The sequence below is a fragment of the Caballeronia sp. LZ035 genome (assembly GCF_031451175.1).
In the GTDB taxonomy this organism is placed as follows: domain Bacteria; phylum Pseudomonadota; class Gammaproteobacteria; order Burkholderiales; family Burkholderiaceae; genus Caballeronia.
This window is the reverse complement of record NZ_JARUXS010000003.1, coordinates 329591-352789: the sequence shown is the minus strand read 5'-3', so window position 1 is coordinate 352789 and position 23199 is coordinate 329591. Positions and strand designations below refer to the sequence as shown.

The 23199-nt window shown below is 63.1% G+C and carries 9 protein-coding genes; 5 read left to right on the top strand and 4 right to left on the bottom strand.

Annotated features, from left to right (window positions below):
• The first annotated feature begins 10 nt into the window (after nucleotides 1–10).
• Nucleotides 11–2824, top strand: coding sequence for a hypothetical protein (locus QCE88_RS24525; RefSeq protein ID WP_309907170.1), 2814 nt, complete (start codon nucleotides 11–13; stop codon nucleotides 2822–2824).
• 262 nt (nucleotides 2825–3086) lie between these two features.
• On the opposite strand, the gene QCE88_RS24520 is transcribed toward QCE88_RS24525, so the two are convergent.
• On the bottom strand, nucleotides 3087–3341 hold the full coding sequence (locus QCE88_RS24520) for a DUF6723 family protein (protein WP_309907168.1): 255 nt from the start codon (nucleotides 3339–3341) through the stop codon (nucleotides 3087–3089).
• A 180-nt stretch (nucleotides 3342–3521) separates the two neighbouring features.
• On the opposite strand from QCE88_RS24520, the gene QCE88_RS24515 reads away from it, so the two are divergent.
• Nucleotides 3522–4298 carry a substrate-binding domain-containing protein gene (locus QCE88_RS24515; RefSeq protein ID WP_309907165.1) on the top strand — a complete coding sequence of 259 codons (777 nt, stop codon included), beginning with the start codon at nucleotides 3522–3524 and terminating at the stop codon, nucleotides 4296–4298.
• A 185-nt stretch (nucleotides 4299–4483) separates the two neighbouring features.
• A complete protein-coding gene (locus QCE88_RS24510; protein WP_309907163.1) occupies nucleotides 4484–9352 on the top strand; it encodes a response regulator in 4869 nt (1622 codons plus the stop codon).
• Nucleotides 9353–9357: 5 nt separating this feature from the next.
• On the opposite strand, the gene QCE88_RS24505 is transcribed toward QCE88_RS24510, so the two are convergent.
• Nucleotides 9358–11127 carry a M85 family metallopeptidase gene (locus tag QCE88_RS24505; RefSeq protein WP_309907161.1) on the bottom strand — a complete coding sequence of 590 codons (1770 nt, stop codon included), beginning with the start codon at nucleotides 11125–11127 and terminating at the stop codon, nucleotides 9358–9360.
• Between the two features lie 168 nt (nucleotides 11128–11295).
• Entirely contained in the window at nucleotides 11296–12420 is a 1125-nt protein-coding gene (locus QCE88_RS24500) for a 3-deoxy-7-phosphoheptulonate synthase (RefSeq protein ID WP_309907158.1), read from the bottom strand.
• A gap of 178 nt (nucleotides 12421–12598) precedes the next feature.
• Here QCE88_RS24500 and QCE88_RS24495 point away from each other — a divergent pair, with 178 nt between their 5' ends.
• Nucleotides 12599–13273, top strand: coding sequence for an HAD family hydrolase (locus tag QCE88_RS24495; RefSeq protein WP_309835944.1), 675 nt, complete (start codon nucleotides 12599–12601; stop codon nucleotides 13271–13273).
• A gap of 11 nt (nucleotides 13274–13284) precedes the next feature.
• Nucleotides 13285–14334 carry an aldose epimerase family protein gene (locus QCE88_RS24490; RefSeq protein WP_309907156.1) on the top strand — a complete coding sequence of 350 codons (1050 nt, stop codon included), beginning with the start codon at nucleotides 13285–13287 and terminating at the stop codon, nucleotides 14332–14334.
• A gap of 9 nt (nucleotides 14335–14343) precedes the next feature.
• On the opposite strand, the gene QCE88_RS24485 is transcribed toward QCE88_RS24490, so the two are convergent.
• Nucleotides 14344–23184 (bottom strand): hypothetical protein, encoded by an 8841-nt coding sequence (locus QCE88_RS24485; RefSeq protein ID WP_309907153.1) that lies wholly within the window; start codon nucleotides 23182–23184, stop codon nucleotides 14344–14346.
• Nucleotides 23185–23199 lie beyond the last annotated feature (15 nt).

The window sequence follows — 23199 nt, the reverse complement described above, 5'->3', positions numbered from 1 at the left end:
GGAACCAACGTTGTCGCACACGCAGCCTGCGAACACGACGACCTCTAACTCGCCGCCACTCTCCAACGCTGAAGCGACGCAATTGCTCTCACGCCTGGACAAGGACCCCTCCATCCCCAACGACGCCGCCAACGCCAACAGCATGGCCGCACTTCAGCGTGACTCGCTGCGCGGTGCGGATCCCGAGGCCATCGGCTTCGAGCAGCGCACCACGCAGGCGAGTCAGGAGGTCGACGCCTTGCGCGCCGATCAGCGCGACTACTATCGCGGCGCGCTCGCCGCGGGCTCTACTTACTACAATGCCGCCACCACCAGCGATCAGCGTGCACAGATCGCGAGTCAAGTGAACACCCAAGTCATCGATCCGATCCACACGGCCTATCAGCAAGCCATGCGCGATCCGAACGCCCGCGTGCAGATGACTTTCAACAAACCCTTCGGCTCCGTCTATCTCGGCGCCGGCGGCCAGCAGCAAACCGACCGGCTCACCCGGATGGGCCAGCAGTTCAACCAGGCCGCCACGCCGGAAGAGCGCGCCCGCATCTTCGGGCAGGCCGTTGACCTGCGCCATGCCATGCAGTCGCAGATCGGCACCTTCACCGACCAGGAACGCTCACGCGTGCAGGGCCAGTGGCAACAGGCCGATCAGGAAATCAATCAGGCCCTGCGCGACGCCACGGCGCTTCGCGTCGCCGACGCGAACAGCGGCTTCGACAACGCCAGCTCCTTCCAGCGCCTGAGCTCGTTCATCACCCACGGCCTGAACTCCGAGCGCAACGCGCAGGAGTTCCAGTACCGCCTGACCCAGACGCCCGACGACTTCAAGGCGCTGCGCGACTGGTCCGCCGATGCCACCCGGAAAGCCACATGGGCGACGTCGGCCATACAGAGCGATCCCTTGCGCCGCACGCCCGAGCTCCCGCCGCTGCCGCCCGATCTCACTAAGACCACCACCGAAAACGCGCGCATGGGCAACTTCGGCGGTGACATGCTGTATCGCTATCAAACGGCAAACCGCCGCATCCTCGATGCCGAGGAGATGTATCACGCCGCTTCCCAGGGCGGCCCCATCAAATACACGTATGTCGATGACCACACCCCGCCGCTGCCGCTCTGGCAGCAGCAACTCAAGGATGGTCTGGGCCGCTTTTTCGTGGGCATGGTCCCCGGCGTGAATCTGATGACTGACTACATCGTGCCGGCGAAGTCGCTGCCCGAGTGGGCCAGACAGGGGATCGACTTCGCATCGGGCGTGGTCGGCAGCTTCGTGCCCGCAGCCAAGCTACCGAAATTCGGCAGCGCCGGCGAGATGAAGCCTGTCGGCGAGTTCAAGCCCTCCACGGAGTTCAAACCCGCCGCTGAGATCAAACCCGTCGCCGAGATCACACCTGCCGAAGCACCGGCAACCTCAACCCCCGCGCCCGATTCGACCTCGGGCATCCCGCTGGTGCCCAAGGAATATGCGCGCGCCCCCTCCGGCAAGCTCGCGCCCGACCCGAACGCTCGCGGCGTGTATCGCGATGAAACCGGCCAGCAGTTCATCCAGCAAGGCGGCCAGACTTATCCGGTGAGCTATAACGAGGACGCCCGGCATTGGCAGTTGCAACCACGCGAGGGCTGGCCCAATACGCGCAACATGTCCATCGACGAACAGGGAAACTGGAAGGTCGATCTGGATAAGGGCCTGCCAGGAGGAGCGGGAGTGAATACGAATTCTCTTGCCGCCGGACGAGCCGCTTTCGACCTGTATGAACAGGGATACTACCGGCAGGAAATCGCCGACAAGTTTTTCTCGGTGAGGCGTCCTGCAGTCGACGATGCCTTGAACCGGTACGTGCGGCAGAGCGGAGAGGTAGTACCCGCGCAGGTAACCGTCGACGATATCCCCACCTCTAGAAAGAGCGGTGAAATCTACGGTCGATTGACCACCGGTGAACCCCTGCAAACCGTAGCGAACGATTTGACTGGCGGTAATCAGTTTGAGGCCCTGCGCGCCGCATATCGGTACGCACGCAGGGAACATCTCCGAGCCGAAAACTTACCGCAAAACTTGCCATGGAGAGTCCAGCCGCAGCGTGCGGGCGTTCCGCCAACGGAGACCCATCCCATCAGCTTTCAAAACTACACCTCGATCCTGGAGGGGGATCAAGCGAATATACCGACCGCGCAGCTTTCGCGGGAAACCGGCATGCCGCCGGCACAGATCGACCAGATCCGGCAGCGCCCCGGGTATTGGTCAGCCCAGCGCCAGGGATGGGTCGCGCTCGACGGCCCGCCCGAGTATGGACCGGGCTTTCCGCGCTCAGGCGCGAACCTGCCGCCCGGCCCGGCAGACGCGCCGCAAGCGGGACCCAGCGGCGTCAGCCGCCCCGCCACGAAGCCTGACCAAACCGTGGCTCAGCCGGGGCCCAGCGGCGTCAAGCGCCCGGCCACGAACCCTGACCAGACCGTGGCTCAACCAGGAACCAGCGGGGCCGATGGGCAACAGGCGCCCAAGCGATCACGCACGGACGCGGGTTCCGACGAGGCCGCCAGCGGCACCGCTCAACCCCCTGTCGCTGCGCCTGCCGCACCCCCCTCGTGGGGAAGCGCGCAGATCAAACAGTTCCACCAGGACCATACGAAGCTGGGCGGACCCGTATCTGATTCAATCGACGCGTGGCTCGATGGACATGGCGCGCCACCTTCAAGTCTGCAAGGCGAACTCAACCAGCGAGGATTCACCGACATCACACCGGACATGGTGCGCACCTATCTCACTGGCCAGGGTCCGGAGCTGACCAGCCAGCAAATGCAAAGAATCAGCGCTTTCCTGAGCCTGTAGTCAACGTATCACGGCAAGAATCGCACGGCGGCTCATGAGCCGCCGTAGCAGCACGGCGGGTTGAACATCGAGCGTGCCCATGCCGCACGTTTCATCGGGTCGTCTTGCCGTGCGTCGCATCGGTCGGCGCGACGGTTCAACACGCCCGGCGCCCGACAGCGCCGTCCCAAACTTGCCGCCTGGCGGGCAAGACATTGAGCGCAACGCGGCGCTTTTTACCGCGTGCACGGCGTCGCCGTGTCTCGGGAGACGCGCACCGCCCTCAAGGCTCCGGATTGGCGATATCCGCCTCGACGATACGCACGCCCAGCGCTTCCGCCGCGCGCCGCGCATCCTCGCTCGACTCGAACGGGCCGATGGTCTCGCAACCGTCGAACGGATAGAGCACGCGCTTGTCGCGCTTTCTCACGACCTTCAGCGTGCCGATATGCATGCCCGTCGCGTTCACGACATACGACGCATAGATGTCGAAGCCTTCGTGCGCGCCTGCTTCTGATAAGGGTTGAGTCCTGGGCATCGGTCTTGACATGGTTCGACGAGAAGTTCGGCGGGTCTGTTGATCGTTTTTGCTGCACCACACGTTCAGCAAAAACGGGTCCAGCACAATACGTTTCGACGCCGATGCACGCTGACGCTTGCGCCCATGCGCCGCTTTGGGTTCAAATGCGCGTGCTTCCCCTTCCCCACATCGATGCCCATGAAATCGCTCTTCAGGAAGTTCGCTGTCTGTACGTTCGTCGCCACGGCCGCAACCGCCCTTCACGCGGCTGAACTGCACGTGATGAGTTCCGGCGGCTTCACTGCCGCCTACAAGATCCTCGGCCCGAAGTTCGCGGCGTCGACGGGCAATACCCTCGATACCGCTCTCGGCCCCTCGATGGGCAAGGCGCCCGAAGCCATCCCGAACCGTCTGGCGCGGGGCGAGCAGGCGGACGTGGTCATCATGGTCGGCTATGCGCTCGACGACCTCATCAAGCAAGGCAAGGTGATGCCGGATTCGCGCGTCGAACTGGCCGATTCCCGCATCGGCGTCTCGGTGCGTGCCGGCGCGCCGAAGCCCGACATCGGCAGCGTGGAGGCCTTCAGGCAGACGCTGCTGCATGCGAAGTCCATCGCCTATTCGGACAGCGCAAGCGGTGTCTATATCCAGAATCAGATGTTCGGGAAACTCGGCATCGAGGATCAGGTCAAGCAGAAGGCGAAGATGGTGCCGAAGATCCCGGTGGCCTCGGTCGTCGCGAATGGCGAGTACGAGATCGGCCTGCAGCAGGTGAGCGAGTTGCTGCCGGTGCCGGGCGCGCAGTTCGTCGGCCGGATTCCCGAGGAGGTGCAGTCCGTCACGCGCTTCGCCGCCGGTATTCCGGTGGGCGCAAAACATCCCGACGAGGCGCGCGCGCTGCTGCGTTATCTGGCCTCGCCGCAGGTGCAGGACACGGTGCGCGCGACCGGTCTCGATCCGGTCGCGGCGCCCTGAATGCCCCGAATGCCCTGAGCGCCTTTGTGGACGCGCCTGACGCGCGCGCACGGCGGAATTGAAAAGGCGTTCCATGCGAGAATCCGAACGTGCTCGCGCGCGACGGCGCGGGCCGTCCGCGCGCGCTGCCGGCACTGACTCTTTCACGTCGCCACATCGAAACAGGGCGAGGAGACCAACCGTCGATGAAAGCTGACACTCTGATCGCGGATTCGAGGCGCGACGGGCTCGACCCGAGCTTCCTGCTGGGCGGCGGCGAAATGGGTGCCCTCATCCGCCAGGCGGACTGGACGCAGACCGTCCTCGGCGCGCCCGCACACTGGCCGCAAAGCCTCAAGACCGCCATCCGCATCATGCTGACGTCGCGCCAGCCCATCTGGGTCGGCTGGGGACCAGACCTGCTGTTCTTCTACAACGACGCCTACAAGTCGATCATCGGCGGCAAGCATCCGCACGCGCTCGGTCAACCGACCTCGGTGGTATGGCGCGAGATCTGGAGCGACATCGGCCCGCTGCTGGATACGGCGCGCTCGGGCGTCGAAGGCACCTTCGTCGAACAGAAGCTGCTCATCATGGAGCGCAACGGCTTCCCGGAGGAGACGTATTACACCTTCTCCTACAGCCCGATTCCCGACGACCGCGGCGGCACCGGCGGCATCATCTGCGCGAACAGCGACGACACCCAGCGCGTGCTCGGCGAGCGCCAGCTCCACGTGCTGCGCCAGCTCGCCGCGTCCGCCGCCGACGCCCGCACCTGGCGCGACGCGTGCAGCCTGTCGGTGGCCGCGCTGCAAGGCGCGTCGCGCGACATGCCCTTCGCGCTGCTGTTCGCGGCCGAACCGGGCAGCGAGACGGCTGAACGGGTCGGCGCGTGCGGCATCGACGCGGATCACCAGGCAGCCCGTGCGGAAGCCTGGCCGCTGGCCGGCGTGCTGCGCGACAACCAGCCGTGCGTGGTCACGGACCTGCCGCAGCGCTTCGGCGCGGCGCTGCCGATGGGTGATTGGCACGTCGCGCCCGACCGCGCCGTGCTCGTGCCGATCGCGCCTTCGGGCGAGACGGGCCGGGCGGGCGTGCTGATCGTCGCGCTGAATCCCTATCGTCTGTTCGACGAAGGCTATCGCGCGTTCCTGAACCTGGTGGGCGGGCAGATCGGCGCGGCGATCGGCTATGCGCACGCCTACGACGAAGAACGCCGCCGCGCCGAAGCGCTCGCGGAGATCGACCGCGCCAAGACCACCTTCTTCTCCAACATCAGCCACGAGTTCAGGACGCCGCTCACGCTGATGCTCGGTCCGCTCGAAGAGCTGCTGGCGAGCCCGGCGCGCATCGGCGTGGAGGATCGGCGGCTCGTCGAGATCATGTACCGCAACGGCCTGCGGCTGCTGAAGCTCGTCAACGCGCTGCTCGACTTCTCCCGCATCGAGGCCGGGCGCATCGAGATTCACCGGCAGCCCACCGACCTCGCCCGCTTCACGGCGGAACTGGCGTCGCTGTTCCGCTCGGCGATCGAAACCGCCGGCCTGCGCCTCGAGATCGAGATGCCGGCGGCGCCGCTGCTCGCGAACATCGACCGCGACATGTGGGAAAAGATCGTGATGAACCTGCTGTCGAACGCGCTCAAGTTCACGTTCGACGGCGTCATCCGCATCGCGCTGCGCAACCACGCGCAGCATGGCATCGAGATGACGGTAGCCGACACCGGCATCGGCATTCCGGAGCACGAACTCGGACGCGTGTTCGAGCGCTTCCATCGCGTCACGGGCGCGACAGGACGTTCGGTGGAAGGCAGCGGCATCGGGCTCGCGATGGTGCATGAGCTCGTCAAGCTGCATGGCGGAACCATCGAGGCCGCGAGCACGCTCGGCGACGGCGCACGCTTCACGGTGCGGCTGGGCGCAACCCACGCGGACCCGGCGGACTCCAGCCCGCACCTCGCCCCGCCCGCCGAAGCCAGCGCCCGCGCGCGCTCCTACGTGGATGCCGCGCTGCGCTGGATGCCGGACGCCGAAGCGCACACGGCCGCGGATACCGTGCCGCGCGAGGAAGACGCGTCGCTCGGAGCGGAAGGCGCCGCCGAGCCCGCGCCACAGGATGCGGTGCCGGGCCGCGTGCTGGTCGTCGACGACAACGCGGACCTGCGCGACTACATGCGCCGCATGCTGAGCGCCGCGGGTCACGAGGTGAGCGTCGCGCAGGACGGCGCTGCGGCGCTCGCGATGGCCCGCGCGGCGCCGCCGGAAGTCATCGTCTCGGATGTGATGATGGCCGGCCTCGACGGCTTCGGCCTGCTGCGCGCCGTGCGCGCGGACGCACGCCTGCGCGAGACGCCGGTGGTGCTGCTCTCGGCGCGCGCCGGCGAGGAAGCGCGCGTGAGCGGCCTCGAAGCCGGCGCCGACGATTACCTGACCAAGCCTTTCTCCGCGCGCGAGCTGCGGGCGCGCGTGGCGAGCAATCTGCGGCTGGCGCGGCTGCGCCATGAAACCGAGCAGAAGCTGCGCGACGAATCGCACATGCTGGAGATCCTGAACCGCGTGGGCAACACGGTGGCAGGCGAACTCGAACTGAGCCGCGCGGTGCAGGTCGTCGTCGACGCCGCGACGGAACTGACCGGCGCCGCGTTCGGCTCGTTCTTCTACAACGTGATCGACGAACAGGGCGGGCGCTATACGCTCTACACGCTGTCGGGCGTGCCGAAGGACACCTTCGACCGCTTTCCGATGCCGCGCAACACCGCTGTCTTCGGGCCGACCTTCGGGGGCGAAGGCATCGTGCGCTCGGACGACATCACGAAAGACCCGCGCTACGGCCGCAACGCGCCGCATCACGGCATGCCGAAGGGCCATCTCGCCGTATGCAGCTATCTGGCCGCGCCGGTGCTCTCGCGCACGGGCGAAGTGCTCGGCGGCCTGTTCTTCGGCCATCCGGAAGTGGGCGTGTTCGACGAACGCGCGGAGCGGATCCTCGCGGGCATCGCGTCGCAGGCGGCGATCGCCATCGACAATGCGCGCCTCTTCCAGGCCGCGCAGGACGAGATCAGCGAACGCACGAAGGCACAGGATGCGCTGCGCGATCTCAACGAAACGCTCGAACGCCGCGTCGCCGATGCGGTGGCCGACCGCGACCGCCTCTGGGAACTGAGCGAAGACCTGTTCTATGTCGCGAGTTTCGAAGGTGCGTTGTTGCGCGTGAGTCCGTCGTGGACGCATCTGCTCGGCTTCGACTCGCAGCGCCTGCATTCGCACACGGTGATGGATCTCGTGCATCCCGACGATGCGCCCGCCGCCGCCGTGCAGCTCGACCGGCTGCGCTCGACCGGCCTGTCGGCGCGCTACGACTGCCGCCTGATGCGTGCCGATGGCGGCTGGCGCTGGATTGCCTGGAACGTCGCGCTGGACCCGCGCACGCGGCGCATTCATGGCGTGGGGCGCGACGTCACCGCGGACCGCGACAACGCCGACGCGCTGCGCCACGCCGAAGAAGCGCTGCGCATGGCGCAGAAGATGGAGGCCATCGGCAAGCTGACGGGCGGCATCGCGCATGATTTCAATAATCTGCTGCAGGTGATCGGCGGCAATCTGCAATTGCTGACCAAGGACGTGGCGGGACGCGACAAGGCCGAACAGCGCGTGCGCAATGCGCTGGCGGGCGTCGCGCGCGGCGCGAACCTGGCTTCGCAGCTGCTCGCCTTCGGCCGCCGCCAGCCGCTCGCGCCGAAGGTCGTGAACCTCGGCCGCTTCGTGCGCGGCCTCGACGACATGTTCCGCCGCGCGCTGGGCGACGGCATCGAGATCGAGACCATCGTGTCGGGCGGCTTGTGGAACACGCTCGTGGATCCGTTCCAGGTCGAGAATGCGCTGCTCAATCTCGCGATCAACGCGCGCGACGCCATGAACGCCCACGGCAGGCTGACGATCGAGGCGGGCAACGCGTCGATCGACGAAGCCTATGCGCTGCGCAACGCCGATGTCACGCCGGGCCAGTATGTGATGGTCGCCGTGACGGATACGGGTTCGGGCATGTCGCCCGAAGTGCAGGAGCGCGCGTTCGAGCCGTTCTTCACGACCAAGCGCGAAGGCCAGGGCACGGGCCTCGGCCTGTCGATGGTGTATGGCTTCGTCAAGCAGTCGGGCGGCCACGTGAAGGTGTACAGCGAGCAAGGACACGGCACGACGGTGCGCCTCTATCTGCCGCGCGCGCGCGAGGAAGAGGATCTCGAAATCGCCATCGACGCGGGCCCGGCGAAGGGCGGCAGCGAGACGATTCTGGTCGTCGAGGATGACGAGGAAGTGCGCGCGACGGTCGTCGAGTTGCTGGCGGATCTCGGCTATCGCGTGCTGCGCGCGAAGGATGCGCAGAGTGCGCTGGCGATTGTCGAGAGCGGCGTGCCGGTGGACTTGCTGTTCACCGATGTCGTGATGCCCGGCCCGCTGCGCAGCACCGAGCTCGCCCGCAAGGCGCGTGAACGCGTGCCGGGCATCGTGGTGCTGTTCACGTCGGGCTATACGGACAATGCAATCGTGCACGCCGGACGGCTCGACGAAGGCATCGATCTGTTGAGCAAGCCCTACACGCACGAGGCGCTGGCACGCAAGGTCCGCCATGTGCTCGGGCAGCGGCCGGAAGAGGCGGCGCCCGCCGATGCAGCCGGCCACGCCGTGCCGGAGGCACCGACGACGGTCGACGCGCTCGCGCACCTGCGCGTGCTGTACGTCGAAGACAACGAACTGGTGCGCGCAAGCAGCGCGGAGTTGCTGCGCACGCTCGGTCTCGATCTGACGGAAGCCGGCAACGTCGACGAAGCGATGACGCTGCTGCGCGCGCAGCGCTTCGACGTGCTGCTGACAGATGTCGATCTCGCGGGCGAATCGGGCGTGGCGCTTGCCATCGCCGCGGCGCGCGAGACGCCGGCGCTTGGCGTGGTGTTCGTGACGGGCTTCGACCTCGCGCTCAGCGACACGGAACGGCGCGCGTTGCCCGGCGCCCTCCAGCTGCGCAAGCCGTTCGATCCGCTGGCCTTGCTCAATGCGCTCAATGCGGCGGCGGTGAGATAGAAGCTTCAGGTGCGCAGCGGCGTGTCGCCCGAGCGCCATGGCCAGAAGTTCCAGTGATCGTCGGGATCGCTGTCTGAATAGTCGGGCCAGAGGTTCGCGTTGGCCTGCTGCGCCAGCAAGTTCACGCGCTCCGGATCCTTGTCCCAGGCGTACATGGACTGGCTGTAGAAAGGGCTGGCCGCGCCTTTGGTGTAGTAATCGAGCGAGTAAGGCTGCCAGATGCGGTCATACGGCAGCATGGCCGCCCCCGCGGCGCCCACGACCGCACCGATCGACCCGCCCAGCAACGCCCCCGCCGGGCCGCCCGCCATGCTGCCGGCCACGGCGCCCACGAGGGTCGCACCGACGCCTATCGCGCCCTTCTCGAAGTTCGTGGCGTCGCTGTTGGCCAGTTCAGGCGCGTGCGCATGGATGACGACCTTGCTGCCGTCGTCGAAGTCGAATTGACGCACGTGCGGATTGCCGTCCACCGGCTTGCCATAGTGGAAGAACCGGCCCTGCGTGTCCCAGCTGGCGCCCGATGCCGTCCATGCGCTGGTGTAACCCGCCGGCGGCCCCAGCGGCGTGCTCTCGGCGAAGCGGAAAAGAAACGGCTCGCCATGCTGGAACTGCACACGGGACATATCCTGATTCGGCGGCTGCTCCGGCAACGGCTGCGTCACGTTGTGCGGCGCCGCTGCATCCGGAATCCTCCCTGCGGAGCTCGAGCTGGCGGCGGCACCGTCCGCGGGCGCCGGCTGGAAATAGGTGTGATCGGACGCCGCTGCCCCTGCCGCTGGCTCTTCGAGTTCATGGAAGTCGGGACTGGCATGGTCGTGTCCGCTCAGTATGGCAAGACGTCCGAAGAACGCCCGGGCGTGACGCGCATTGCGCTCCGCCGCGTCGATCAGCGCAGCGCGTTCAAGCTCCATGTAGTAACGCGTCCGATCCTCCGAACCATAGCTCTCGAACCGCGGAAGCCGCCAGCCCATCTCGTCCGCCACGCGGTAGGCGAGCGTCTCGGTCGGACCCATGCGGTCTTCCGACGAATCAATGGAAGGATCTTCCGAGTCGGTCAGCTGATGCACGAGTTCATGAATCAGCCCTACGCGCCAGGCATCCATGTAGGCAGTACCCGCATCCGGCACCACGCCGACATTGACCCACGGCGGCTGGTAGGTGTCCCTCGAATGGGCGCTGACGTCGACTTGCAGCGGCATGTCGCTGGCGGATTGGGCTCGCAGGTAGTCAGCCGTCATTGCCGCGATATCGCGTTCTTCGCCGTAGAATCCGGACCGGTAGTCGTACTCGTTGTGGTAGCTGAGGTCGCCTAGCCGCTCGCCTCCATGACGCTCGCCATAGCTCACCATGTGCCGGAAGGTCGGCGACCGGTTCAGCGCATCCAGGATCGTATTGCCGACGGCATCGGCGGTCTGCGAATCGGCCAGCATGCTGTGACTGGCCTGCACGGAACGCACGGCGCTCCAGCGCGCTTCGTTCAGTTCCGCCGCGCTCAGCGGTTGTGCCTGACCGAGCTGCACGACATGATCCGCATAGGCATCGGCGGCGGCGGACGGCTCGTCGGAGTCTTCCCGTTTGACGCGCGTCGGGGCAGATTCGGCGGGCACGAGCTGCGACTGGGTCGACCTTTCCGAACGCGGAAGTTCAGCCTCGCTGGAAGCTGCCGGCAAAGCGCCTTCAGACGGTTGCGCACGATCCGCCGATACGGGGTTCAGCGAATCATCGTCGTCTGCCGTGACGGCGGCGCGGCTCGATGGGGCGCTGGAAACGAGCATGGGGAGTGCTCCGGATGAAGGCGGGTGATCACGTTTGCGTCGCCCAGCCTGGCGGCGCAAGCCGCAGGCGGTTCCCTTCACCCTGCGTCGTCCGGCCATTGCGATGCAAGGCCATCGTGCCGCCTTCCGCCTTCCTTCGGGTGCTAGCGGAATATCACGCGTGCAGCGTCAAGTGCTTCGTACGCGCCGCTTGCGCACCGCCTCCGCGAGCAGGTCGAGCACCGGCTCGCTTTGCGTCCAGCCGAGGCAGGCATCGGTGATCGACACGCCATGCTTGAGCGGCACGCCCGGCTTCAGGTCCTGACGGCCTTCTTCCAGATGGCTCTCGATCATCACGCCGGTGATGCGGCGCTCGCCGGCTTCGAGTTGCCGCGCGATGTCCTGCGCAACGTCCACCTGGCGCAGATGCGACTTGTTCGAGTTGGCGTGCGAGCAATCGATCATGACCTGCTCGCGCTGACCCAGCTTCGCCAGCGACGCGCACGCCTCGCCGACGCCTTGTGCGTCGTAGTTCGGTCCGTTCTTGCCGCCGCGCAGGATCACGTGGCAATCGTCGTTGCCGCGCGTTTCGAAGATCGCGGCCATGCCCATCTTGGTCATGCCCATGAACGCGTGACTGGCGCGCGCCGCGACGATGGCGTCCGCCGCCACCTGCACGCCGCCGTCGGTGCCGTTCTTGAAGCCGATGGGACAGCTCAGGCCGGACGCCAGTTGACGATGACTCTGCGACTCGGTCGTGCGTGCGCCGATGGCGCCCCACGCGATCAGATCCGCGATGTACTGCGGACTCAGCAGGTCGAGGAACTCGGTGGCGGTCGGCAAGCCGAGCTCGCTGATGTCGAGCAGAAGCTCACGCGCGCGGCGCAGGCCTTCGTTGATGCGGAAGCTGCCGTCGAGGCGCGGATCGTTGATATAGCCTTTCCAGCCCACCGTAGTGCGCGGCTTCTCGAAGTACACCCGCATCACGATGAGCAGATCGTCGCGCAGCTTTTCCGCGACCGTCTTCAGGCGCTGCGCGTATTCCATGGCCTGATCGTGATCGTGAATGGAACACGGTCCGACGACCACCACGAGCCGGTCGTCCTGGCCATGCAGAATGCGGGCGATGGCCGCGCGAGACGCTTCCACCAGCGTCTGCACGCCCGGCGTCACGGGCAGTTCGTCGAGCAGCAACGCGGGGGAAATCAGCGGACGCACCGCGCCGATGCGCGTGTCGTCGATGCGGGTCGTGTCTTGCGTGGAGTCGGCCACGCCTGCCTCCTGATCGCGGGAGGGGTTGTCGATGCGGGTCAAGATGGGCTCCGTCATGCGTTATCGATGCAAAATTCCGGTATTTCACGCGAAGAATCCGCGCGTGAGCGGCCTTGCGGCGCAAACATCCATTATGGCATTCACGACGAGCCGGCTACCGGGCCTCGCTTGCAACAATGCGTATGATGACGAGAGCGGGATCATTCCAAAGGAGCAGACCATGCGTATCGAAACCTCATTCCTCTTCGATCTGGACGGCACACTGGTCGACAGCGTCTATCAGCATGTGCTGGCGTGGAAGGAAGCGCTCGATGCGGAAGGCATCGAGTTGTCGGTGTGGCGCATTCATCGCAAGATCGGCATGAGCGGCGGGCTGTTCACGAACCAGCTGTTGCGCGAGACGCATGGCCAGATCAGTCCGGATCGCGTCGAGCGGCTGCGTCAGCTGCATGCAGCGGCTTACCAGCGGCTGCGCGCGCAGGTCTGCCCGCTGCCGGGCGCGCGCGAACTGCTCGATGCGCTGACGCAGGCCGGCACGCGCTGGGCCATCGCTACCAGTGGGCGCATGGAAACCGCCCAGCTCAACCTCGAAGCGCTGGGCGTGGATCCTTCGAAGCAGGTGGTCGTCACGCGCGACCAGGTGAAGTACGCGAAACCGGACCCCGATCTGTTTCTCGCCGCCGCCGCGCGCCTGAATGTGCCGATCGAGAATACGGTCGTGGTCGGCGACAGCATCTGGGACATGCTCGCCGCGCGCCGCTGCCGCTCGCTGGGCGTGGGCTTGCTGTCGGGCGGATATGGCAGCGACGAACTGGAGCGCTCGGGCGCTTTGCGTGTTTATGAAGATCCCGCTGATCTGCTGCTGCATCTCGACGAAGTCGCGGCGCGTCCCTGAATATCCGACCTATGACACACTCGACTTCCATCACGGTGCACCGCTGGGGCAATGTGCAGCTCTTTACGCTGCACAATGAAAGCGGCATGCAGATCGACATCAGCGATCTCGGCGCGACCCTGCTCTCGTGGCGCGCGCCCGACCGCGACGGCCGGTTCGCCGACGTGCTGCTCGGCCACGATGCGCCCGACGACTATCTGAACAGCACGGCTTTCATGGGCGCGATCATCGGGCGCTGGGCGAATCGTATTCGCGACGGGCAGTTTGTTATCGACGGTATTGACTATCAGGTCGAGTGCAACGAGGGCGCGAATCATCTGCATGGCGGCTCGGCCGGATTTCATCGGCAGATGTGGCAGGCGCGCATCGACGGCGCCACGCTGATTCTGAGCTTGCGTTCGGAAGCCGGGGCAGCGGGTTTTCCGGGCAATCTCGAGGTGAGCGTGCGCTATGCGCTCGATGCGCACGGCACGCTGTCCATCGACTACGAAGCGCACACCGATGCGCCCACCGCAGTCAACCTGACGAACCACGCCTACTTCAATTTGAGCGGCAGCATTGCGCCGGCGGCGGACATTCGCGATCACGAAATCACGATTGCTTCGGATGCGATCTTCGCGATCGACGCAGGCTCGATACCCGTGGCACGCCAAGACGTCAGCGGGACGGCATTCGATCTGCGCCAGCCGCAATCGATTCGCGCACGTCTCGACGAGTCAAACGAGCAACTGAAGCTTGCAGGAGGTTTCGATCATTGTTATGTGCTGCACGACGGCAACACGCAGGAACTCCGCACTGTAGCCATGGTGTACGACCCATCGAGCGGCCGCGAGTTGCAGGTCGCGACGGACGCGCCCGGATTGCAGTTCTATACGGGCAATCACCTTGAAGGAGAAACGGCACGCGGCGGAGCGCGATACCGCAAGCACGCGGGATTGTGCCTCGAAGCCGGCGGTTTTCCCAATGGAATCAATATGGACGGACTGGCCGGAAGCAACGCCGTGCTCCGGCCCGGCGAATCCTACCGCCAGCGCACGCGCTATACACTGCGCGCGCGCTGACCAGAGACGCTAGACGAAAGGCCAGTTCAAAGGCTCGAATACCGCCTCGACCGTGTTGAACAAGCTCTCGTACTTTGCAATGAATGCACGCATCCTGACCGGATCCGAACGCAGTTTTTGCAGCGCAGATATCAAAAATGCAAAGCTATCCGGATTCTTGGTCATCTTCGGCGACAGTTCCGTCAACGTGTTCTCGAGAACTTCCCGAACCAAGCCCTTGTTCTGAAACGCCGCTTCCACTTCCTGAGGCGTCTTGAAGCGATAAATCGAGCCTTTGGCGTTCGCCGGATTGCGTGCGTATGCAAGCGTGAATTTGACGCGGCTGTCGTACCGGCTGTCCGACAACAAGGTATTGATGCTGATGTCCCTCAACTGCCCATCCGCTCCAACCTCCTTCAGATGGGCGCCTGCATAAGCAATCAGGTTATTGACATTCATCCCGCCGTGCTCCAGTTTCGCATACCAGTCGAATGGGCAACCGCTGTGCACGTGGAAACTCTCATGAACCATGGTCAGCGCCATGCCATCCGAGAAGTTACCCGCCAGGTAGTTCTCGAAGGTATTCATGCCGCTGGAGTATGCCGTCATGAGGATCGTGGAATCGCCACCGAAGTGCTGCGCCTGCGTGAGTCTCACTGACGAAGGCCCGGCCGTCATCTTGATGTCTCGTGGAGGCGCCCCTCTGGGTCCGGAGACCGTTCCCATGATCGCGTTCTCGACCTTCTCATGCTTGAGGTCGTAGGCGACGTCGATAGACGGCCTCAACTGTTCAAGCGCGATGACCGACGCGTTGGCTTTCGTCGCGAGGACCTCCTTCATCGCAGGTGAGTGCCCGCCAATGAAGATATCAAGTAGCTTGTCGACCTCTGGCGTGTTCGTCTGCAATGCATTCAGCCCGTCCTTGAGCACCTTGCCGCCATCATTGCGGCCTGCGCGGATCACGGCGCGCATCTCGATGCCGCGCGCCTCGCTCAGTTTGCCGCCGCTATTCAAAATCAGCTTGTTGTCGGACGGAAAACCCTTGAGCGCCTTGGGCGGAGACTGTCTCCATCCACGACTCGTGTGATAGACGTAGTCGCCCGGTTCCGTCGGGGCGCCAGGCATCATCAGACGGTACTGATTGCGCGCGCCGTCGAATGTCAGCAAATACCGGTTGCCTTTCTGTTCAAGCAGATAGTAATTCCTGAAGCGGTCATTGCCGACGATCTTCCAAAGTTTCGCGGCCGTGCTTGCCTCGGCGCTTGTTGAGGCCTCCGCGGCGGACATCTCTTGAGAGCCGTTGTACACGGCATGAACCGGTATGAGGCTACCTTCGGGAATTTGACCCTCCAGGAGCTTGAATTCGTCGGATATCTTCTTGAAGGCGATATCGATCGTATCCGCGGGCATGTAGACCCGCGCGCCGAAGAACGGATCCCGATCTTTCGAAACCATCGCCCGGCCGAAATTGGCCGCCTTGAAACCGGGCCCAGGGTGCAACATACGCCAGGAGACCGGACTGTGAACGTCGAAGACCATCATGGCGAGTGCCTTTGCCGTATATGCGACGCCGTCTGTTGCTGCGGCGCCTGCTTCGAACACCGCATATCTGAGAAGCCCCGCTCCGGTCAAACCGTTTCGAACGCCCTGCGCCAGAATTCGCGTGGCCACAGCGGCTCCCGCTTCGTACAACTCGCCGAACCCAGGTATGAGCATCAAAATAGTGATCCCCACGTCCATGCCGATCTTCCAGGCCGACGGCTTGTAGTTGCTATCCACAAACCACATGTAGAGTTCTTCATAAAACGGCAGGTTGGATAGCAACGACTTCGCGAAGGAATCGGAGTACAGGGTTGTCTTCAATCCCGCGACCGTATCAGAGAGCGAGTCGTGAACCAGCGGGAACAACTCTGAGAAAACTGTCGCTCTCTCTTTCATATGGCCGATTAAGATTCCATTGAAATGCACATTTCCGAACTGCCAATTAAAATTATCATGCAACCTGTTTGCATAAAAAAAATGTCCATCTTCTAACTTGTGAACGTAGGACCAGCTAAGGCTTCTTGTCCCTAGTTGCGCTTCCGGAATCTTTTCGCAGACATCGACTTCGCCGCTCGAACCGAGCGGTACATATATCCTGACCAAAAGCCATTCCGAACTGCTCAGCTTGATGTAGGATTCACGACATTTATTGTCTCTGTCATCTATCAGATAGACCTGCTTCACATCGTATAGCTCATTGACGGTCAGTTTGCCCTGAATGAGCTTCGCCAAGGTGATCCACGCGGCTTCGTAGTTCATGAAACCCAGGTGTTCATAGTCTACGAACTGGTCGTAATATGCCTTATCGCTCTCGGCCAGCGAACTCGGCTTGAATTGCGACATGGAGAAGAAGTTCCTGGGCGGCGCGCCAATGGCTTGCCACGGATTGAGATTCCGCTTCGCTTGCTCGAACTGCTGAAGAATCTCGTCCATCTCGCCCGCACCGACTGAAGATGCGCGCTTGTCCGATATGACGAGGTGATAGACCAAAGCCGCTAGAACCTGGCCGCTGGCAACCTGCTCCACGCCATCCTTGACGGGAAGGAGCTCGGCAGCCAAAACCTTGACTGAATCTTGAGCGGACAGGATATCTCGATAATCCCCCTTCACTGTGAACCAATATTTTTGCTTGGGCAGCCTGGCCAACCCCGCGGTCAGCTCCGAGAACTTGTGATGAATACTCCACTGTGTTTCGATGAAAAGACGCGCACCTTCCAGAACCGCCAATTGCGGCGCCTTTGGATTAGCGCTGCTCTGAGTGATGATTTCCCATGACAGGTCGGCCACCAGGCCGCTGTACATCAACCCGTATAGGAAATGACTGGAACTCGCGCCCGTACCCGCCAGCGCTTTCAGTTCGGCATTCTCGCGCGCCTCCCCCATCACGACACCGGCTGCGAAGACATTGTCCTTGAATCCGCTCAGCCATTGCTCGAGATCCTCGATGGTGAGGTCGAAAGCTTCGCACTGCGCCTGGAGCCGGGTGATTTCACCCTCCCAGTAGGCGAGTTCTTTTTTTTGCCTTTCAAAAATTTCGCCTACACCATCAGATGGCATTGCGAACAGCAGATCATTTCTTTTCTTTTCGGCAGCCTCCTCTCCAAGCGCCGCCGCATTATATTCTTCTCGCGCTTTCTTGAGCTCTGCCTGTTTTTCGGTCGACGAACCGCGCACGAAATACGCCTCACGAAAATCGATGTCGTCGAATGCCTCCCGCTCTTGCGCGATGAGGGTCCAGTATTGGCTTATTTTCTTCGCGTCCCAAACGCGATCCGGGTCGACCCTGGCCGCGGGTTTCGATGGCTTTAATCCGACGTTGTTCTGTTCCGTGATGCTCTTCAAGTATGCCGTCTGGAATTTCAGTTTCAACGCCTTTCTGAAGCTCTCGTTTCCCGGTTCCAGATAGCTTGAGTAGATCTCATAGTCCGCCGCGTAATCAAGCGCATCGAGCACCTGGGACCAGATCGAAAAACCGCTCTTTCCCAACAGCGTACCCAAGGAATCCCGCAAGCCATGAAATGATCTCGTCTCGAGCAGTTCGCTCAATGCTGCGAACAGCGGGGCGACGGAATCGGCCGTCCACGCTCCGCCGGAATTGACCAGGGTGACCATCCGGGTTCGTGCCGCATTCCCGAACACGATGCCCATGTGAGGCGCCAGAAGGGAAAACGGCCAATACTTTCCGCCAATGCACAAATACAGTTGATCGGCGCGGCGGTACACATGTCCGTTCTCACCCACGCCTGTGTTCTCGTCCGCAAATGCATAGGCGGGATCGAACTGCTCCGTGATGCGGAGCACATCGGCGCTGACCGAGAATGAACCACCATGGGTCGCCCCGGCTGCCGCTGCGCTGCTTTCTTCCACCGCCCATTTTCCTTGTGCATTTTTCTGCAGCAGCACCCATGAAGGAAGCAAGAAAGCCGCGTGGATATCACCAAACCGGACCGTTTCATGAAACACCCCGTCCGCGAATTCGCTCGCTGGAATCGTCACGGTCTCGCAGCGATAGAGCTTGCCTCTGATCCGCAGGAACGGGGTGGTATCGAACGTCTCGAATTTCGCTGGAAGAAGAGGTTCCACCGCTGCGGGATAGTTGATAAACGCAGGCTGGACGTTGGCCGTCACACGATCTTCAAGCGCGATGGACGCGTAGTCGAAGTCTTCCACCCACATTTGATTCTTCCTGTTCTGGATCAAGGATCTCCAGTTCCTTTTAGCATCCACATCCGCCTTGATCGGCTCTCGGTACGGCGCTGGGTTGACGTTACCAATCTCCCACATCTCGCGATAACCGGCCTCATGGCTTCTGGTCGGGTCCCTATCGATGTTATTGCACTCGTAGTAGAGACCGTCAAGCAACACATACCTCCGATACGGATTGTCCTTGCTGTGATACACGTCCGGTACTTCATCCTTTTCCAGATTCGGCACCGAAGGCTTGCCGATCAGAAAAGCGTTTGCCCGTGCTATGAGATCGTCGGAGAACTTTTTCGGCATTGGCAAGGGCCTGACGACCGTTGCGATCGTCCAGATCTTGCTGAGCGGATTCCGTATGAGATACAGCCGTTCAATGGAAGCGCCCGAAGCGCTTCCGAGGCTGCCCATGATGCACAGCAGATTGGGATGGAACAGCGTGGCGGAACGGTATTTGCCGTCTATCACGATGTAGTAGGTGCCGCCCCAGTGGGTGTACAGCCGCCCTTCAACGCCGGGAACCTCATCTGAATAGTGAAATACCTCTTCGACGGACCATCGCTTGACTGCTCTCGCAACCGAAGGATCCAGATAATTCTTCGCTGCAGCGTTGCTAGCGGGCAATGGCGTGCTGAAATTCTTGTAAGGTCTCCAATTCAAACCCTCTTTCCTGATCCATATTGCTCGGTCGCCGGCATTTGAAGAGGTAACTTTACAGACGGGCTCACCGACAGGTAAGCCACGTGATTGGGCTAACTCGGTCGAAAATACGGCAATGCTCCAGAAGCGACCCGCAATGCAGATGTATGAAAGGCTCCGCTCTGCGTTCCAGTAGATGCCTTTGACCACCGTGTACACGAAGTCACCCTCCTTCGGCTTGTAGCTGGCCGACTGATCGAACCGCTCCAGCGCCAACACCGTCAGTTGATCACTGACCTCCGCGTAGCGGGGCAAAGGCCAGAATTCGACCGAATCATTCTGAACGGTTGATGCGGGAGGGCCTATCTGCCGCCTGGAAACGTCATGACCCGACTGGAAGACGCTGGTATCGAACGGCACGTCGATGACGATGTCGGACTGGCGCGCAGCAGCGTCATAGGCGACACTCAGAACCCCATCGTTCAAAACGCCAACGGACCGGTTATATCTGAGCCACGCCTCACGCGAGGCCCATATCACACCAGCCAGCGACAGCTTTCCTATCAGCCCGCCCACGATCAGCTCGGTTCTCGTGGGGCGCCATGGCAGAAGTTGTCCGTCGGTAGAACCCCTTTCATCGCAGCCGGGGACGTCTTGCGTTGGCGCCGGCTTGTTGAGCAATTCGGCCGCTTCGCGCGACAACTCGCTTGAACGTTTTTCCGTCGGATCCTGAAGCGGCACACTCGCTTTGGCCAATGCTTGCCTGCCCTCCTTGTCATGATCGGCCGGCACCGTGGATCGCTTTCGGCCAGCCGCCATATAACAGAAGTAGCCGATCACACCCAACAGGCCCAGGCCACCCGCCACGCCCACCACGATGGATATCCAGCGCGCGGACACGTCCTGTTCATCCGACGCCAGGACGAAGTCATGCAGCCGGACCTGGTTCTGGTCGTTCCAGTATTCGATCCCGCGTGCCTCGAGGATGTTTCCGGAGTTCGTAGCCGGTTGCGGCGTGACAACATCCGTTCCTGTTGGCTGCGGAGTCGGAATGAGGCCGCCGCCCAGGCCCCCTCGGGCACGAGGCCGGGTCCACCATCGATCCATCATCCGCACGAGCGGCCGCCGTCCATGACCCTCCACTGCGCGCTCGTTCGCAAGCAGGCAGAACGCGCGCTCTTCCGAATCCCACTTCACCAGGAACGCGCGTCCGTCGGATTGAACGTAGCAGCGCCCGTTCACTCGGAAGATGCCTTCGCTGTCGTCTCTCACGCCAGCGAGAGAGACGTCACGCGCGAAGCGCGCCGCAAGAGGCTCCAGCACGGCCTCGCCGGGTCCACCGCTCAGGGTCGCGGCGCATGCCTTGCCCAATACCGACGTGATGGTGTCCTGAAGCGCACCGGCAACCCAGGCCTGCGTCTGCTCTTCGATTCTCGTCCTCAGTTGCTGAGCGGCGGGCGCGTTGCTCTCCGCGAGCGCGCGCATCATCGCAGCGGCCCAATCGAGCCAGTTGCGCGCGCCGGAAGCCTCCATCCTGACCTGCCCGCGCAATTCCCAGAGAGCGGGCAACAACGGCAACAGATGAACGAGCGTGTTCATGCCGCTCCAACCCAGCATGTTCAACTTGCGCACGTCGGCCTCGAGCTGCTCCAGTCGCTCTGTCCGTTCGTGTGCGTCCGCGCGGGCCAGCGCCCGGAATGACCACGCGATCCGCATGGCAAGCAAGGCATCGCACAGCGCTTTCGACTCCGAGGACTCGCGAAGATCACACAGCACACCCGCCCAGTCCCAGCGATCGGTATAGATCGACAGGCGCTGCACCAGCGTCATGGTTCTCGCGAGGTCAGCGGGCGTCGCACCGGGAAGACAGCGGAAGGCCGCCGCCGGGTCCTGCGTGACATCCTCCTTGACGGTGCTGAAGAAGTTACGCGCCGTTTGCTGCCACGTCGTCGCGATCTGAGTGCCTCTCACCCAGCGCAGGATTTGTTTCGCCTGAGCGCCGAATGGAACATGGTCCAGCGCAGCCTCCAGGGTCGAGAGCGCTGTCGCGCGCACATGACTCAGCGTCGCAAGATTGAACACGGTGTTCGCGGCGGCCGCCCACGACTTGCATTGCGTCAGTTCCATGAGTGCGTCGAACCAGACGCCCACATTCTCGTCGCTGATGAACGCGCTTCGCCACTCCGCCACCGGCAGGCCGCCGGCCGCCAGAAGCTCACCCAGCTCCGGTTCCGATAACTGCCTCATCAGCCACTGTGCTTGCTCAACGGGAGGCGCCGAAGCCGGAAAGCCTTTCAAGCGAAGGAACACGATGCGAGCCGGACGCACAATTTCGGCGACTCTGGCGGGAAGCAGTCCAATGGTCTCGTCCGTGAGCTGCTCGCTCTGGAGCGTCTCCAGCGTCCAGCTCAATTGGTCAGCCAGAGATTTGGATTCGGGATAACTTCTCCATGCCGGCATGAGTCCGCTCAACTGTCGCGCCACGTGCAGCAGCGGTTGCATGAACCCGGGCAGCCAGGACAACGCGCCCTGATCCTGAAGAAACGCCTGCATGACATCTTCGAACCCCGGGCGCGCGGGCAGGCACGAGAGCGCTTCGAACTGTCGTATCCACAAGTCCAGCGCACGCACGACCGACTCCGCCGAATCTCCGGCGCCGTCGGGAAGCACGTCGAGCAAGTGCGGCAGCGTGGCCCTGAGTTCCTCGACGACCGCGCGCACACGCGGAAGCGTCTCCTGCGCGCTCGCCGCCTGGCCGAGCGCGAAACCCGCCGCCGTCACGCGCAACACCTGCGACACCCGCACAATCAGGTCTTGTGCGCTTTGAGGCAATAGCCTTGGACCGGCGGAGTTGAATCGATCGATTGCCTGAATCAAGCCATTGAGCTTTTCATGCGAGGGCCGGTCTGCTTCGACAATGGTCATCGCCGATGCATAGAAGCCGCGCGCCGCGGCGTAGCCCCGAGTCAAACCAACCAATAGATCGATGGCGGGAGATGCGCGCTCGGGCAGTAAATGCTTCAACTCCGGCGAACATTCACTGCCGATATAGGCCGCGCACTCTTCCAGACGCGCGCCCAAACTTCTGGGACGGCTCATGATTGCGCTCATCGTTTCATACGCGTGAAGGTATGCACCGATGTGATGCCTGATGGTATCGAGGAAGTCCTTCGTCTCGCCACGTTCAGCGCCGGCCCAATCGTTCAGCGCTTCCATGACCTCTTGTACCGACGCGCCACGACGCGCTGCCTCAAATGCCGTATAGGCCCGAGCGGCTTCGCGCAGCAGCGCCGGCGAATCCGCGTCTTCCAGAAGCATGCGTGAGAGTGTTGATGGAAGCCTGTATGCGAGCCGCCTGACCCAGCCACGTCCCGAACCCGCTTCTTCGGAGCGCAGTCGCTGGTACAACTCGCGCACCGCATCCGCATGGCGCATGATCCTCTTGAGCCTGGCCAGTGCGGGCTGAAGCCGCGACGGCAGCCGACGTTCGAAGCGCGTCAGCGCGCGTAGAGAGCTCTCGAGCTTCTCCATCCACGACCCGCCGCGCTCGTCAACGCGGCACAAGATCTCGCCGATATCCTTCGCGCTCTGCCAGATGCCGATCGCATCTTTGAGGTTATCGGCCATTGCGGTGATGCGCGGCTGCATGGACCCGGGAAGCCACTGCGAATAGCGCGGCAGGATATCAGCCAACTGGAGCAATTGTTCATCCCATGGCGCGGCGCTTGACCAGATCGTTTCCAGATCGTTGAAGGCAAGCTTGGCAGCAAACGCATGATGGAATGCGCCCCCGGCAACCTGCAATACGGCCCGGACCAGAACCTGCTCGAACATCTGCTGAAGGCCGTCTTGTCCGCCTCGCGAAACATGATCGGGCGCTTCGGTCCCACCTGGCACGGCGTGCTCGACACGCCACTCCGTACGTTGCACTTGCCGGGCGAATGACGACGCCGAGCGGTTTCTCAATCCACTGTCTTCGAAATACAGATCCACCCATGCTCCTACACG

Bases quoted from the DNA above. Each gene is read 5' to 3' on its own strand.
- QCE88_RS24520 (WP_309907168.1), bottom strand. From the start codon at position 3,341: ATGCCCAGGACTCAACCCTTATCAGAAGCAGGCGCGCACGAAGGCTTC.
- QCE88_RS24515 (WP_309907165.1), top strand. From the start codon at position 3,522: ATGAAATCGCTCTTCAGGAAGTTCGCTGTCTGTACGTTCGTCGCCACG.
- QCE88_RS24510 (WP_309907163.1), top strand. From the start codon at position 4,484: ATGAAAGCTGACACTCTGATCGCGGATTCGAGGCGCGACGGGCTCGAC.
- QCE88_RS24505 (WP_309907161.1), bottom strand. From the start codon at position 11,127: ATGCTCGTTTCCAGCGCCCCATCGAGCCGCGCCGCCGTCACGGCAGAC.
- QCE88_RS24495 (WP_309835944.1), top strand. From the start codon at position 12,599: ATGCGTATCGAAACCTCATTCCTCTTCGATCTGGACGGCACACTGGTC.
- QCE88_RS24490 (WP_309907156.1), top strand. From the start codon at position 13,285: ATGACACACTCGACTTCCATCACGGTGCACCGCTGGGGCAATGTGCAG.